Origin of the sequence: Enterococcus lemanii (genome assembly GCF_016909125.1) — a bacterium.
Taxonomy (GTDB): Bacteria; Bacillota; Bacilli; order Lactobacillales; family Enterococcaceae; genus Enterococcus_I; species Enterococcus_I lemanii.
In genome coordinates this window covers 124750-139926 of sequence record NZ_JAFBFD010000001.1, presented here as the reverse complement: position 1 = coordinate 139926, position 15177 = coordinate 124750, and the positions used below count along the sequence as shown (strand labels likewise).

The following is a 15177-nucleotide window of genomic DNA, read 5'->3' as shown; positions in this document are numbered from 1 at the left end:
ATAAATAAGTAAGAGGTCGTTTGATGAAAGTATTAAAAATAAGTTTTGCATCAATCTTAGCAATTTTTGTTGTGTATCGAATTAATTTGTTTGTTACACAACCTTATCAAGGTGCACAGGCAAAAGATGTGACGCAACAAGCCAAAGTTAACGGTGATAAGACGAAGTCAGCGCAAGTAAGCAATGAGGAAAAAACGAGTACACCATCGCTACCTGCCGTAAAAACGACAGATTGGTCACTTGTTCTAGTTGGGCCAGAGCACAAGTTAGCAGCAGAAGTGCCAGCGAGTGAATTGATCACTTTAGAAAATGGGATGTTGTTACACCAAAAAATAATAGACGCGTACCAGGAACTCACGCAAGCAGCGGAACAGGCGGGTTTTCCACTTGTTTTAATTTCAGCATATCGTTCAATTTCTTACCAAGAAGAAATTTTTCAAGGGTATGTAAACGACTTGACGAGTCAAGGCGTTAGTGAAGCAGAAGCAATTGAACAAGTGAAAGAAACATCTACAGAACCTGGTTATAGTGAGCACCATACGGGATTGGCCTTTGATGTGATTGACCAAAACTGGAATAATAATTACACAGATCAGCCATTATCAACAAAATTCGGTGAGACAGCAGGAGGGCAATGGTTAGCGGAACATGCAAGAGAATATGGTTTTATTTTACGCTATCCAAAAGAAAAAGAAAGTATGACTAAAATTACTTATGAACCTTGGCATTTTCGTTATGTAGGCGTGGGAAATGCGAAATATATCGAAGAACACCATTTAACTTTAGAAGAATATCTTCAACAATTAAAAGAAATAGAAAAAGTAGGGATAGAATGAAGAAAAAAAAGAAAAGAATGAAAAGAAATCGCCAAATTCCTTTTATAATCAGTGGTCTTTTACTAATTTCTTTTTCCTTCGTACTGTCTTTGCGTGCATTGTCAGACCAAAGAAGCCCAGACAATGCTTATGGGCAACAAGTAGCAAGTAGTTACTCAGAAGAGGAGTTTATTTCGCGATTACTTCCCCATGCACAAGAGTTACAAGCAGGTTATGGCGTGCTGCCGAGTATTATTATTGGTCAAGCTATTTTAGAGTCTAACTGGGGTACGAGTCAATTAGCCAGTCACTATTTTAATTTATTTGGAATTAAAGCGTATGGTGATGCAAGAAAAGTGACCTTGGACACCCAGGAATTCTTCAACGAACAATGGGTTGTGATTCAAGGTGACTTTCGTGTGTATGATTCGTGGGAAGAGTCAATGGATGATCATACAAAATTATTTATTAATGGGGTAGATTGGGACCCAAATAAATATGCGGGTGTTTTAACAGCGACGAATTATCAAGAGGCCGCTCATGCGCTACAATTAGCAGGTTATGCGACGGACCCGAATTATGCCGAAAAAGTAATTCACGTAATTGAGACATATCAATTATATCAATATGATTAGATGGGAGTGTTTTTTTTGAGTTCAGATTTTATCCCTAATATTACTACCGAGTTACGTAAAGATATTGTTAAAGTGCCTGAAGTAATTAATCAAGCAAGTGGGATTATTATTTTTGGTAAAAAGATTCGTTCAATTATTTTTACAACGGATATTGCCATTATCCGTAATACGAATGCCAACGCGGTCATTGCAGTGTATCCCTTTACACCGCATCCTGCGATTACAAAGAGTATTATTGAGGCAGCAGATATTCCTGTGTTTTCTGGTGTTGGCGGTGGTTTAACACAAGGAAGTCGAGCGGCGTACATGAGTCTATTTGCAGAAGCCCAAGGCTCAATTGGGGTCGTATTAAATGCACCAACCCCGGTAGAGACTATTTGCGAAGTGTGTCAAGTTGTTGATATTCCTGTTGTTAGTACGGTTACAAGTAAGTATACTCCGATTGACGAAAAAATTAACTGTGGCGTAAAAATAATTAATATTAGTGCTGGAAAAGAAACGGCTGAAGTTGTTCGACATTTTCGCCAAAATTATCCAGAATTGCCAATTATTGCAACAGGTGGACCGACAGATGAAACAATCTTAGCTGTGATTGAAGCAGGAGCAAATGCCATTACCTTTACTCCACCATCAAATGGGAAATTGTTTAGTAAAAAAATGGAAGTCTATCGAGAAAAAGAACGACTAGAATTTGAAAAATAATATTTTGATGAAAAACAGGGGAGAATTGCTCTAAAAGCTTGTTTTTTTAATAATAAAAGCGCATAATTAACTGTGTGTTTTTCATAATTAGTCATTGCTTATATAATGCCGTAATTGGTCGGCCGTTTCTACCCAATACCGTAAATATTGGACTATAAGTTAAAAATGTGTTTCAAACGCCTTTTTGCTATAGCGCAAAAAGGTATTTTTTATATATTGAGATAAAGGAGTCGTTATTATAATGGAAGAGTTAGTCAAACGAATTCAGCAAGATGGGGACGTGTTAGGAGATGGCGTCCTAAAGGTTGATAGTTTAATTAACCATCAAGTGGATCCCGAACTGATGGAGAAAATGGGGCATCTTTTTGCTGAAGTGTTTGCCAATCGTAAAATTACAAAGGTGGTCACAATTGAGTCTTCTGGAATTGCACCTGCGATTTTTTGCGCACGTCAATTAGGTGTACCAATGATTTTTGCACGAAAATCAAAGAGTTTGACAATGAATGAGGAGTTGCTGACTGCTTCTGTTTATTCTTTTACAAAGCAAGTAACGAGTACGATTTCGATTTCACGAAAATTTTTAAATGAATCAGATCGCGTGTTAATTATTGACGATTTCTTAGCAAATGGTCAAGCGGCAAAAGGCTTGATTGAACTTTGCCAACAAGCAGGAGCAAGTGTTGAGGGAATTGGAATTTTAATTGAAAAATCATTCCAAGATGGGCGCCAACTGCTAGAAGAAATGGGCTTAGAAGTGGTTTCTTTAGCTAGAATTGCATCACTAAAAGAAGGCGAAGTAACTTTTTTAGAGGCGGATGCTTAAAAGTTTAAAATTAGTTGTTTTTATTTTGAATAAATGAAAAGACGCAAGCGAATTTCCTGAAAAGAAGGGGGAGTCGCTTGCTTTTTTATAATAAGCGAACATTATAATCAAATATTAAATAATTATTCGAATTTTGTTTTGACTAGCTTGATAGAAGTTGCTAATATGTAATTACTGAATGAAAAGGAGATTATCATGAAACCATTAGTTGCTGTAATTATGGGAAGCATTTCCGATTGGGAAACAATGAAAGAAGCTTGTTTACAATTAGAGGAATTAGGCGTTCCTTATGAAAAAAAAGTTGTTTCGGCCCATCGTACACCAGATTTGATGTTTACTTTTGCGCAAGAAGCACGCGATCGTGGCATTAAAGTCATTATTGCAGGAGCAGGAGGTGCAGCACATTTACCTGGAATGGTTGCAGCAAAAACGACGTTACCTGTAATTGGTGTACCCGTTCAATCAAAAGCTTTAAGTGGACTAGATTCGTTATTATCAATTGTTCAAATGCCAGCTGGAATTCCTGTTGCAACGGTCGCAATAGGTAAGGCGGGCGCAAGCAATGCCGGTATTTTAGCGGCACAAATGCTTTCCATGAACGATTTAAATCTCGCGGATAAAATAGCAGAAAAACGTCAAAAAATGGCTGAAACTGTTTTAGAAAGTAGTGATCAATTTGAATAAACCATTAATGCCAGGTGCAACCATTGGAATTATCGGTGGGGGACAATTAGGTAAAATGATGACGATAAGTGCTAAGAAGATGGGTTTTCGTGTGGGGGTTTTAGATCCTGCTCAAGACTGCCCAACGAGTCAAATTGCGGATTGGCATATTCTAGCAGATTATAATGATGTGCTTGCTTTAGAAGAAATGGCTAAAAGATGCGATGTGATTACTTATGAGTTTGAAAATGTCAACGTCGAAGCTTTAAATGCGATTGCTAATCTTGTTCCCGTTCCACAAGGGACAGATTTATTAGCGATTACCCAAGATCGCCTGTTAGAAAAATCATTTCTAGAAAATAATAATATTGTGATAGCACCTTACGCAACGATTATTAGCCCAACGGATATTCAAGATGCAATTGAGAGTATTGGTTACCCATGTGTCTTGAAAACAACTCGTGGGGGCTATGATGGCAAAGGGCAGTATGTCTTAAAAACGATGTCTGACTTAGCACCTTCTATGAATTTGTTACGTGAAGGAACTTGTGAATTAGAAGCTTGGATTCCATTTACAAAAGAATTATCAATTATTGTGGCGGGGAATGGTCGTGAATTCTCGACGTTTCCAATTGTTGAAAATATTCATAAAAATAATATTTTACAAATGACGCTTGCTCCTGCTAAAATTTCACAGGAAGTAGCAACAGAAATTGATCGGATCGCTAAAGTTATCGCTCAGGCCTTAAATCTCCATGGGGTGCTTGCCATTGAAATGTTTTTGACAGAATCTGGTAGCATTTATGTTAATGAGTTAGCACCAAGACCGCATAATTCAGGTCACTATTCAATTGAAGCGTGTAATCTGAGTCAGTTTGACGCGCACATTCGTGGTATTTGTGGTTGGCCACTGACGGATGCCCATTTGTTATCAAGTGCTGTAATGGTTAATATTTTAGGGGAAGAATTAGAGCAGACGTATGCTTTAATTGCTGAAAAGCCAGCTTGGCAATTCCATTACTACGGTAAGTCAGAAAGTAAAGTTGGTCGAAAAATGGGGCACATTACGATTACGAGTGAGAACATCGAGCAAACATTACAAGAAATTAAAGCAACAAAAATTTGGTAAAACAAATACTAATTTCCTAAAAACAATTAGTAAGTAAATAAAATTACTTACTAATTGTTTTTTTGTTTTTTTAGGGTTTATATCTTATTTCTAAGGTTATAAGTGAATATAACAAACTATATCCACTTAAACACGAACATTAATAAGAGAATTTGATTAAAATGTAAATATTTAATTGTGAATAAAAAAATTAGTTGTTACAATCAACTTGATTAAACATCACTGATAAAATATTTATTTATGAAGGAGAATGGAAAATGCATTTTGTTAAAGTATATGTAACGTATAAAGAATCAGTATTGGATCCTCAAGGAGAAGCAGTTAAAGGGGCGGTTCATCGTTTAGGTTACACAGAAGTAGAAGAAATCCGGATTGGTAAATATTTTGAGATGAAGGTTGCTGCAAGTGATAAGCCAGTCGAAGCAATGGTTGAAGAAGTATGTGACAAGTTATTAGCGAATGTCAATATGGAAACGTATCGCTATGAAATTCAAAAAATGGAGGAAGCTTAACATGAAATTTGCTGTCATTGTTTTTCCAGGTTCGAATTGTGACCTTGATTTACTATGGGCGATCAAAGATGTGATGGGCGCAGAAGCAGAATATGTTCGTCATGATGCAACTAGTTTAGCGGGATTTGATGGGGTACTTCTTCCAGGAGGCTTCTCATATGGTGATTACTTACGTTGTGGTGCGATTGCTCGTTTTTCAAATATTATGAATGAAGTGATTCGTTTTGCTGAAGAAGGGAAGCCGGTATTTGGTACATGTAATGGTTTCCAAATCTTAACAGAAGCGGGTCTTTTACCAGGCGTGTTAAAAAGAAATGACTCTCTTCATTTTATGTGTAAGACAACACCGATTCAAGTCGTGAACAATCAAACACGTTTTACAACAGAATATGCAGAAAATGAAATCATTCAATTGCCAATCGCGCATGGCGAGGGTAGTTACTACTGCGATGAAACAACATTAGCTGAATTAAAAGAAAATAATCAAATTGTTTTTAAATATGTTGAAAATGTCAATGGTAGTTTAGAAAACATTGCGGGGATTACGAATAAAGCAGGCAATGTTTTAGGCATGATGCCTCACCCAGAGCGTGCGATGGAAGAATTATTAGGATCAGTTGATGGCAAGCGTTTCTTTGCTTCGATGCTGAAGAATTTTGGAAAGGTGACGGAATAGATGATGAAAGTAATGGAGCCAACTCCTCAAGAAATTAAAGAAAAACGAATTTATGCGGAATGGGGCCTAACAGACGAAGAATACCGTATGATTTCAGAAGATATTTTAGGTCGCTTACCAAATTATACAGAAACGGGTCTTTTTTCTGTCATGTGGAGTGAGCATTGTTCTTATAAAAATTCAAAACCAGTTTTAAGAAAGTTTCCAATTACTGGCCCACAAGTCTTACAAGGACCGGGAGAAGGCGCTGGGATTGTTGATATTGGTGACGGACAAGCGGTTGTATTTAAAGCTGAAAGTCATAACCATCCATCTGCGGTTGAACCTTACGAAGGCGCTGCAACGGGTGTTGGGGGAATTATCCGTGATATTTTTAGTATGGGAGCCCGTCCGATTGCGATGTTAAATTCTTTACGTTTTGGTGAATTAGACAACGATCGAACAAAATATTTATTTGAAGAAATCGTTGCCGGAATTGGTGGCTATGGGAACTGTATCGGTATTCCAACGGTCGGCGGTGAAATTCAATTTGATCCTTGCTATGAAAAAAATCCATTAGTTAATGCAATGTGTGTTGGTTTAATTGACCATAAAGATATCCAAAAAGGTCAAGCCAAAGGTGTCGGTAACTCAATTATGTATGTTGGAGCCAAAACAGGACGCGATGGTATCCACGGAGCGACTTTTTCTTCAGAAGAATTTACTGAAGGTGAAGAACAACAACGTTCAGCGGTTCAAGTGGGCGATCCATTTATGGAAAAACTATTAATGGAAGCTTGTTTAGAGCTGATTTTAGATTACAGTGATTTATTAGTTGGGATTCAAGATATGGGAGCGGCCGGCCTTGTTTCATCAAGTTCAGAAATGGCTTCAAAAGCAGGTTCTGGTTTAAAACTTTATCTAGATGACGTGCCACAACGCGAAACGAATATGACCCCTTATGAAATGATGCTTTCTGAATCACAAGAACGGATGCTAATTTGTGTGCATAAAGGTCGCGAACAAGAAGTCGTTGATTTATTTGAAAAATATGAATTGGATGCCGTAACCATTGGTGAAGTAACCGACGACGGTTTGTATCGTCTATACCATCGCGGACAAGAAGTAGCGAACTTACCAGTTGATGCTTTAGCAGAAGATGCACCAACCTATTACAAACCTTACGAAGAGCCTGCTCGAATCAAAGAATTTGCGGAGATGGCTAATTTTGTTCCAGAAGTGACGGATGCGACACAAACTTTAATTGATTTGCTACAACAACCAACAATCGCTTCGAAAAAAGTGGTTTATGAAACTTATGATAGTCAAGTGCGAACAAATACAGTTGTTCGCCCAGGTAGTGATGCGGCTGTCTTGCGTGTTCGTGGTACAAATAAAGCATTAGCAATGACAACTGATTGTAATAGTCGTTATTTGTTTTTAAATCCAGAAATCGGTGGTCAAATTGCAGTGTCTGAAGCAGCTCGTAATATTGTCGCTTCTGGTGGTCGTCCACTAGCGATTACCGACTGTTTGAACTATGGTTCACCAGATAAACCAGAAGTTTTCTGGGAGCTGTGGACTTCTGCAGATGGGATTGCTGAAGCATGTCGTGTATTAGATACACCAGTCATTTCAGGAAATGTTTCCATGTATAACGAAACCGATGGACAAGCGGTTTACCCAACACCTGTGATAGGTATGGTCGGTTTAATTGAAGACCTTGCCCATATTACAACGCAAGACTTTAAAGCGCCAGGTGATTTGATTTATGTTGTCGGAGAAACAAAAGCAGACTTTAACGGTAGCGAGTTGCAAAAAATGCAAATTGGTAAAATTGAAGGGAAATTAATGGACTTTGATTTAGCAACAGAAAAGAAAAATCAAGCTTTTGTCTTAGATGCAATCCAAAAAGGTTTGATTGCTAGTGCGCATGATTGTGCAGAAGGTGGTCTAGCAGTCGCGGTGACAGAAAGTGCTTTTGGTAAAGACTTAGGTGTTAACGTAACTTTTGATTTACCTAAAGAAGAACTGTTTTCAGAAACACAATCACGTTTTGTACTTAGTGTAAAACCAGAAAATCAAGTTGCTTTTGAAGCTTTAGCAGGAGATTTTGCAACAAAAGTGGGTGAAGTTACTGCCAGCGGTGAACTAAACATTCAAGCAAAAGATGGCGTAATTCAAACTAAGACACAAACGGCGAAACAACTATGGGAGGGCGCAATTGCATGCCTACTGAAGTAAGAAGTTTAAATGAAGAATGTGGGATTTTTGGGGTGTGGGGGCATAGTGAAGCCTCCCACGTCACCTACTTTGGTCTACATAATTTACAACACCGTGGTCAAGAAGGTGCTGGGATTGTCTCAAATGAAGAAGGCTACCTTAGAGGATACCGTGGTTTAGGCTTACTCTCTGAAGTTTTTGCCGATGAGAAAAAAATTAATAAATTAAAAGGGAATGCAGCGATTGGTCATGTTCGTTACGCTACTTCAGGCAATGGACATGTCGATAATATTCAACCTTTTTTATTTCGCTTTTTTGATGGGCAAGTTGGCCTTGCTCATAACGGGAACTTAACGAATGCGAAAACGTTGCGTCGTGAATTAGAAGAAAATGGTGCGATTTTCCATTCGAATTCGGATACAGAAATTTTAATGCATCTAATTCGTAAAAACCAAGCGCCAACTTTTTTAGAAAGCCTAAAAGCGAGTCTAAAACAAGTTCATGGTGGTTTTGCGTATATTTTAATGACGGAAGATGCTTTATATGGGGCGCTAGATCCAAATGGTTTTCGACCATTGTCTATTGGTTTAATGAAAAATGGCGCTTACGTAATTGCTTCTGAGACGTGCGCATTAGAGGCCATTGGGGCAGCTTTTGTTCGTGATGTGCAACCTGGTGAAGTGGTAATGATTAATGATGAGGGGTTGAAAGTTGATACCTTTACAACTGAAACTCAGCATGCGATTTGTTCAATGGAGTACATTTACTTTGCCCGCCCAGATTCTAATATTGCCGGTGTCAATGTTCATACGGCTCGTAAGAACATGGGCAGACGTTTAGCTAAAGAAGCGGCAATTGAAGCGGATATGGTCATTGGAGTGCCTAACTCCTCGCTTTCAGCAGCCAGTGGCTACGCAGAATATTCGGGAATTCCATATGAATTAGGCTTAGTAAAAAACCAATATGTTGCTCGAACTTTTATTCAACCGACACAAGAACTTCGCGAGCAAGGTGTCCGAATGAAACTTTCAGCTGTACGAGGGGTCGTTGAAGGAAAGAAAGTAATCTTAGTGGATGATTCCATCGTTCGTGGAACAACAAGTAAAAGAATTGTTCAATTACTAAAAGAGGCCGGTGCGAAGGAAGTGCACTTGCGCATTGCTTCACCGCCATTAAAATACCCTTGTTTTTATGGAATTGATATTCAAACGCGCAAAGAATTAATTGCAGCTGATTTATCAATTGAAGAAATGCGCGAGCGTATAGGAGCAGATTCATTGGCTTTTTTAAGTGAAGAAGGTTTGATTGATGCAATCGGTTTGAAATTTGACGCGCCATATACAGGCCTTTGTATGGCTTATTTCAATGGCGATTTTCCCACCCCCTTATACGATTATGAAGCCAATTATCAGGCCTCATTATTAGACAAAAAATCACGTTTTTAAATTGGAGGAATCATAAGTGCCAAATGCATATGCCAAAGCAGGCGTTGACGTAGAAGCTGGTTATGAAGTTGTTGAACGCATTAAAAAACACGTTAAAAAAACAGAACGATTAGGAGTAATGGGAGCATTAGGTGGTTTTGGTGGTTGTTTTGATCTAAGTTTACTTGACGTCAAAGAGCCGGTCCTTGTTTCTGGAACAGATGGTGTTGGAACTAAGTTAATGGTCGCAATCCAGGCTGATAAACACGATACGATTGGGATTGATTGTGTTGCAATGTGTGTGAATGATATTATCGCTCAAGGAGCAGAACCACTTTACTTTTTAGATTATATCGCAACAGGAAAAAACATCCCGACACGCTTAGAAGCCGTAGTGGCCGGTGTCGCAGAAGGTTGTTTACAAGCAGGTGCCGCCTTAATTGGTGGCGAAACAGCTGAAATGCCAGGAATGTACGGAGAAGATGATTATGATTTAGCAGGTTTTGCTGTAGGTATTGCTGAAAAAAGTCAACTAGTTACCGGCGAAAAAATCCGCCCAGGCGATGTTCTGATTGGTTTACCTTCTTCAGGAATTCACTCAAATGGTTACTCACTAGTCCGCAAAATCTTCTTTGAAAAACACGGTCTAACTGGTGAGGATCTTTTAAAAGAAACCAATCTTAGTGTTCACGAAGCTTTACTTGTGCCAACTAAGATTTATGTGAAAGAATTGATGCCACTAGTAAAAGCCGGCTTAGTGAATGGGATTGCGCACATTACTGGTGGTGGTTTTGTTGAGAACGTTCCTCGCATGCTACCAGAAGGCTTAAGTGCTAAAATTCAATTAGGTTCTTGGCCAGTATTACCGATTTTTAAAGATTTAGAAGCTTATGGTGAAATTCCAAAATTAGAAATGTATGAAATCTTTAATATGGGAATTGGTATGATTTTAGCTGTTGCCCCCGAACAAGTGGCTCAAGTTCAAGCGCTATTAAATGAGGAAGCTTATATCATTGGACAAGTGGTTGAAAAAGCAGAAGAAGCGATTGCATTTGTTGAGGAAACATTATGAAAATAGCGGTTTTTGCTTCAGGGAATGGAAGTAATTTTGAAGTGATTGCGCAAGCAGTTGCTGCCGGTCAAATTGAAGCAGAGTTAACCTTGTTATTTTGTGATAATCCAAAAGCATTTGTTTTAAACCGAGGAGAAAAACATGACGTAAAAACGCTCTGTTTTTCTCCTAAAGATTTTAATAATAAAACAGAATATGAAAAAGAATTAACTAAAATAATGCTAGAACATCAAATTGATTTAATTGTTTTAGCGGGTTATATGCGTATTATTGGACCGACATTACTGGATGCTTTTCCCAATCGAATAATTAACATTCATCCGTCTTTACTCCCGAGTTTTCCTGGTTTGCATGGGATTAAAGATGCCTATGATTATGGTGTGAAAATTACAGGGATTACGATCCATTATATTGATGCAGGAGTTGATACGGGACCAATTATCGCACAAGCAGCCACACCGATTTTACCAGAAGATACGCTTGAATCTTTAGAAGAGAAAATTCATCAACTTGAACACCACTGGTATCCAAAAGTACTAGCTGATATTACCCGAAAAAAGGAGTCTGACCGAAAATGACTAAACGCGCTTTAATTAGTGTTTCAGATAAAACAGGCATCGTTGCCTTTGCTCAAAAATTAATTGATTTAAACTTTGAAATTGTATCAACTGGAGGCACGAAGGTTGCTTTAGAAGCAGCAGGAATTCAAACAGTTGGAATTGAAGAAGTGACGCAATTCCCCGAAATGATGGACGGGCGAGTAAAAACACTTCATCCAAAAATTCATGGAGGACTTTTAGGTAGACGTGATCTACCAACGCATATGAATGCGATGACCGAACATGACATTGTGCCAATCGATTTAGTTGTTGTCAATTTATACCCGTTTAAAGAAACGATTTTAAAGCCAGATGTAACGCACGAAGAAGCAATTGAAAATATTGATATTGGTGGCCCAAGTATGTTACGTTCAGCTGCAAAAAATCATGCATTTGTAACAGTCGTCGTTGACCCAAGTGATTATGACCTTGTTTTGTCAGAATATCAAGAACAACAAGCGACAAATATTACTACTCGCCAACGTTTAGCCGCTAAAGTTTTTCGTCATACGGCGGCTTATGATGCTTTAATTGCCAATTATTTAACTGAATTTGTAGAGGAAGCAGAACCAGAAAAGTTAACCTTGACGTATGAGTTAAAACAAACGTTACGCTATGGCGAAAATAGTCATCAAAATGCGTCGTTTTACCAAGATGCTTTACCTAGTGGATTTTCGATTGCCCAAGCGAAACAATTACACGGTAAAGAATTATCTTATAACAATATTCGCGATGCCGATGCGGCAATTCGTATTGTTCGTGAATACGAGCACCCAACGGCGGTTGCGGTGAAGCATATGAACCCTTGTGGTTTAGGTAAAGGAGCGACCGCTTTAGATGCTTACTTAGGTGCGTATGAAGCAGATCCGGTTTCAATTTTTGGTGGTATCGTTGCTTTAAATCGTCCAGTCGATTTAGCTACAGCGGAAGAAATGAAAAAAATCTTCTTAGAAATTATTATAGCGCCAGCTTTTGATGAAGATGCCTTTGCGTTATTAGCTAAAAAACAAAACCTTCGTTTATTAACGTTAGACTTTGCTGGAGCCAATCAAGTGAAAAAAGAGACCGTTTCAGTATTAGGTGGGCTATTGGTACAAGATATCGATAACGTGGCTGAAGAAACACAAGACTGGCAAGTTGTAACAAAAAGACAGCCAACAGCAGAAGAATTGGATGCCTTAACGTTTGCTTGGAAAGCAGTCAAACATGTGAAATCAAATGCGATTTTACTAGCAAACCAAAGCGAAACAGTTGGAATTGGTGCAGGTCAAATGAATCGGGTAGGCTCTGTAAAGATTGCGATTGAACAAGCCGAAGCAGCTGGCAAAATCGCTGGTGCTGTTTTAGCCAGTGATGCCTTTTTCCCGATGGATGATAGTGTTAAATACGCAGCTGAACATGGTATTAAAGCCATCATCCAACCTGGCGGAAGCATTAAAGACCAAGATTCAATAGCGATGGCTGATAAGTATGGCGTGACAATGCTCTTTACAAACATTCGTCATTTTAAACACTAAAAAGTAAAAGTTTTTTTAAAAGGGAGATTCATATGAAATTATTGGTAATCGGTAGCGGTGGTCGAGAACACGCGTTAGCTAAAAAACTTTTAGAAGATCCAAAAGTCGAACAAGTTTTTTGTGCCAAGGGCAACCCTGGAATGAAACGCGATGGTGTAGTAACAGTAGATATTGCCGAAGATGATCATGAAAATTTGATTCGTTTTGCAAAAGAAAACGCGATTGAGTGGACTTTTGTTGGCCCAGAAATTCCATTGTTAAATGGCATTGTTGATGACTTTGAAGCAGCTGGCCTTAAAATATTTGGTCCCAACAAAGCAGCGGCTATGATTGAAGGATCAAAAGAATTTGCTAAAGAATTAATGGTGAAAATGGCAATCCCAACAGCCGATTATGCTTCATTTTCGGACTTTGAAGCTGCAAAAGCCTATGTATTAGAAAAAGGCGCACCAATTGTGATCAAAGCTGATGGGTTAGCGGCTGGAAAAGGTGTCGTGGTTGCACAAACGGTCGAAGAAGCAGTCCAAGCTTTACGCGAAATGCTAGAGGAAAATAAATTTGGTGAAAGTGGCGCGCGTGTCGTGATTGAAGAGTTTTTAGACGGCGAAGAATTTTCTTTGTTAGCCTTTGTGGATGGTGATCGCTTGTACCCAATGGTGATTGCTCAAGATCATAAACGAGTATTTGATGGCGATTTAGGACCAAATACAGGCGGAATGGGCGCTTATACACCTGTTCCACAAATTCCTCAAAGTATGGTCGATGAGTCGGTTGAAAAAGTTTTGTATCCGACGATTCAAGGGATGATTGCCCAAGGAACACCTTACCGCGGCATTTTATATGCAGGTTTAATTGCAACTAAGGAAGGACCAAAAGTCATTGAATTTAATGCTCGTTTTGGCGATCCAGAAACACAGGTCGTTTTATCACGCTTAGATAGTAGTCTAGCCGATATTATTACGGCTTTAATTCATCATGAAGAACCAACAATTGTTTGGAATAACCAAGCGAGTGTCGGCGTGGTTGTTGCAGCGAAAGGTTATCCTGAAGCTTATGAAAAAAACATGGTTCTACCTGAAATAACAGATGAAACGGTGCAAGTTTTTTACGCTGGCGTAGCAGAAAAAAATCAGCAACTAGTTGGGAACGGTGGCCGGATTTTTCTAGTTGAAGCGAGTGCACCAACGATTGTTGAAGCACAGCAAAAAGTTTATGAAGCATTAAAAGTTGCTCAAAACGCTTCTCTTCATTTCCGTCAAGATATTGGATCAAAAGCCTTGAGTTAGTTATTTAAATAAAACTTCGCGAAAGACTCCTTCTTTGGCGAAGTTTTTTTAGTTTAAAAAATGAATGTTTTATTCGGACTGTGGTAAAATAAATCTATCGAATAAGAAAGGACGATGAAAAAATGAAAAAAATTAAATTTGGCCCAACAGCGCAAGAAGTACCGGCTGTTGTTTTGGGTTGTATGCGCATTCGTTCCGCTGATAATGCGCAAGAAATAATTGAAACAAGTGTTGATCAAGGAATTACTTTTTTTGATCATGCTGATATTTATGGTGAAGGACTTTGTGAAGAAATCTTTGGTAGCGCTTTACAGAAATCTACTTTAAATAGAAATGATTTATTTATTCAATCAAAATGTGGTATTGTACCAGGTAAAATGTATGATTTTTCTAAAGAACATATTATTGAATCTGTTGAAGGAAGCTTAGCTCGCTTGCAAACGGATTATTTAGATGCCTTATTATTGCATCGTCCCGATACTCTTTTTGAACCAGAAGAAGTCGCAGAAGCCTTCTATCTGTTAGAAAAACAAGGAAAAGTAAAATACTTTGGTGTAAGTAACCAAAATCCAGGTCAAATTAATTTGTTGAAATCAGCGGTTAGTCAGCCGTTAGTTGCTAATCAATTACAATTTGGTATTAAGCACACAGAAATGATTGATCAAGGGTTGCACGTGAATATGAATGATGGGTTTGCAATCGATCGAGACGGGGGCATTTTAGAATACTCACGTCTAAATAAGATGACGATTCAAGCATGGTCGCCTTATCAATATGGTTTTTTTGAAGGTGTTTTTATTGACTCACTTAAATTTCCAGAGTTAAACAAAACGTTGAAAATACTTGCAGAAAAATACAATACAACACCAACAGGACTAGCATCTGCTTGGATTTTACGCCACCCCGCTCAAATGCAAGTTATTTTAGGGACGATGAATAAAAATCGAATGATAGAAGTGGCGAAAGCTTCTGAAATTGTTTTGTCGCGTGAGGATTGGTATGCGATTTATTTAGCAGCAGGAAACCAATTACCATAAGGGTGAAATAATAAAACACGAACATTCGAGTGGTTATGTTTTGAATTATCTTTATTTTAGTTGCTTTTTTCTTGTAAATCGTCTA

At 38.4% G+C, this 15177-nt stretch carries 15 protein-coding genes and 1 riboswitch; all 15 genes read left to right on the top strand.

Going from position 1 to position 15177, the window contains the following annotated elements; genetic code table 11:
* Positions 1–23 precede the first annotated feature (23 nt).
* Complete coding sequence (locus JOD14_RS00650) at positions 24–836, top strand: M15 family metallopeptidase (RefSeq protein ID WP_204652749.1); 813 nt, start codon at positions 24–26, stop codon at positions 834–836.
* Positions 833–1450, top strand: a complete 618-nt coding sequence (locus JOD14_RS00645) for a glycoside hydrolase family 73 protein (protein ID WP_204652748.1) — start codon at positions 833–835, stop codon at positions 1448–1450. The genes JOD14_RS00650 and JOD14_RS00645 overlap by 4 nt, the downstream gene beginning before the upstream one ends.
* Positions 1451–2152 carry a beta/alpha barrel domain-containing protein gene (locus JOD14_RS00640; RefSeq protein ID WP_379962533.1) on the top strand — a complete coding sequence of 234 codons (702 nt, stop codon included), beginning with the start codon at positions 1451–1453 and terminating at the stop codon, positions 2150–2152.
* 78 nt (positions 2153–2230) lie between these two features.
* Positions 2231–2327: riboswitch (purine riboswitch) on the top strand.
* A gap of 66 nt (positions 2328–2393) precedes the next feature.
* On the top strand, positions 2394–2975 hold the full coding sequence (locus JOD14_RS00635) for a xanthine phosphoribosyltransferase (RefSeq protein ID WP_204652746.1): 582 nt from the start codon (positions 2394–2396) through the stop codon (positions 2973–2975).
* 195 nt (positions 2976–3170) lie between these two features.
* Positions 3171–3659, top strand: coding sequence for a 5-(carboxyamino)imidazole ribonucleotide mutase (purE, locus tag JOD14_RS00630; protein ID WP_204652745.1), 489 nt, complete (start codon positions 3171–3173; stop codon positions 3657–3659).
* On the top strand, positions 3643–4767 hold the full coding sequence (gene purK, locus JOD14_RS00625; protein ID WP_204652744.1) for a 5-(carboxyamino)imidazole ribonucleotide synthase: 1125 nt from the start codon (positions 3643–3645) through the stop codon (positions 4765–4767). Before purE ends, purK begins: the two co-directional genes overlap by 17 nt.
* 257 nt (positions 4768–5024) lie before the next feature.
* Positions 5025–5279 (top strand): phosphoribosylformylglycinamidine synthase subunit PurS, encoded by a 255-nt coding sequence (gene purS, locus JOD14_RS00620; protein WP_204652743.1) that lies wholly within the window; start codon positions 5025–5027, stop codon positions 5277–5279.
* 1 nt (position 5280) lies between these two features.
* Positions 5281–5955, top strand: a complete 675-nt coding sequence (purQ, locus tag JOD14_RS00615) for a phosphoribosylformylglycinamidine synthase subunit PurQ (protein ID WP_204652742.1) — start codon at positions 5281–5283, stop codon at positions 5953–5955.
* Positions 5956–8178, top strand: coding sequence for a phosphoribosylformylglycinamidine synthase subunit PurL (purL, locus tag JOD14_RS00610; protein ID WP_204652741.1), 2223 nt, complete (start codon positions 5956–5958; stop codon positions 8176–8178). It abuts the gene before it with no gap.
* Complete coding sequence (gene purF, locus JOD14_RS00605; protein WP_204652740.1) at positions 8163–9602, top strand: amidophosphoribosyltransferase; 1440 nt, start codon at positions 8163–8165, stop codon at positions 9600–9602. The genes purL and purF overlap by 16 nt, the downstream gene beginning before the upstream one ends.
* Before the next feature lie 16 nt (positions 9603–9618).
* Positions 9619–10653, top strand: coding sequence for a phosphoribosylformylglycinamidine cyclo-ligase (purM, locus tag JOD14_RS00600; RefSeq protein ID WP_204652739.1), 1035 nt, complete (start codon positions 9619–9621; stop codon positions 10651–10653).
* A complete protein-coding gene (purN, locus tag JOD14_RS00595) occupies positions 10650–11231 on the top strand; it encodes a phosphoribosylglycinamide formyltransferase (RefSeq protein ID WP_204652738.1) in 582 nt (193 codons plus the stop codon). Before purM ends, purN begins: the two co-directional genes overlap by 4 nt.
* Positions 11228–12769: a bifunctional phosphoribosylaminoimidazolecarboxamide formyltransferase/IMP cyclohydrolase gene (gene purH, locus JOD14_RS00590; protein ID WP_204652737.1), complete on the top strand. Its 1542-nt coding sequence runs from the start codon at positions 11228–11230 to the stop codon at positions 12767–12769. Before purN ends, purH begins: the two co-directional genes overlap by 4 nt.
* A 32-nt stretch (positions 12770–12801) precedes the next feature.
* Positions 12802–14055 carry a phosphoribosylamine--glycine ligase gene (gene purD / locus JOD14_RS00585; protein ID WP_204652736.1) on the top strand — a complete coding sequence of 418 codons (1254 nt, stop codon included), beginning with the start codon at positions 12802–12804 and terminating at the stop codon, positions 14053–14055.
* Positions 14056–14177: 122 nt separating this feature from the next.
* Positions 14178–15092: an aldo/keto reductase gene (locus JOD14_RS00580; RefSeq protein ID WP_204652735.1), complete on the top strand. Its 915-nt coding sequence runs from the start codon at positions 14178–14180 to the stop codon at positions 15090–15092.
* Positions 15093–15177 lie beyond the last annotated feature (85 nt).

Excerpts from the sequence above, each read along its gene's own strand:
- JOD14_RS00580 (WP_204652735.1), top strand. The coding sequence starts at position 14,178 with ATGAAAAAAATTAAATTTGGCCCAACAGCGCAAGAAGTACCGGCTGTT.
- JOD14_RS00640 (WP_379962533.1), top strand. The coding sequence starts at position 1,451 with ATGGGAGTGTTTTTTTTGAGTTCAGATTTTATCCCTAATATTACTACC.
- JOD14_RS00635 (WP_204652746.1), top strand. The coding sequence starts at position 2,394 with ATGGAAGAGTTAGTCAAACGAATTCAGCAAGATGGGGACGTGTTAGGA.
- purQ (WP_204652742.1), top strand. The coding sequence starts at position 5,281 with ATGAAATTTGCTGTCATTGTTTTTCCAGGTTCGAATTGTGACCTTGAT.
- purL (WP_204652741.1), top strand. The coding sequence starts at position 5,956 with ATGATGAAAGTAATGGAGCCAACTCCTCAAGAAATTAAAGAAAAACGA.
- purD (WP_204652736.1), top strand. The coding sequence starts at position 12,802 with ATGAAATTATTGGTAATCGGTAGCGGTGGTCGAGAACACGCGTTAGCT.
- purN (WP_204652738.1), top strand. The coding sequence starts at position 10,650 with ATGAAAATAGCGGTTTTTGCTTCAGGGAATGGAAGTAATTTTGAAGTG.
- purS (WP_204652743.1), top strand. The coding sequence starts at position 5,025 with ATGCATTTTGTTAAAGTATATGTAACGTATAAAGAATCAGTATTGGAT.
- purE (WP_204652745.1), top strand. The coding sequence starts at position 3,171 with ATGAAACCATTAGTTGCTGTAATTATGGGAAGCATTTCCGATTGGGAA.
- purH (WP_204652737.1), top strand. The coding sequence starts at position 11,228 with ATGACTAAACGCGCTTTAATTAGTGTTTCAGATAAAACAGGCATCGTT.
- JOD14_RS00650 (WP_204652749.1), top strand. The coding sequence starts at position 24 with ATGAAAGTATTAAAAATAAGTTTTGCATCAATCTTAGCAATTTTTGTT.
- JOD14_RS00645 (WP_204652748.1), top strand. The coding sequence starts at position 833 with ATGAAGAAAAAAAAGAAAAGAATGAAAAGAAATCGCCAAATTCCTTTT.
- purF (WP_204652740.1), top strand. The coding sequence starts at position 8,163 with ATGCCTACTGAAGTAAGAAGTTTAAATGAAGAATGTGGGATTTTTGGG.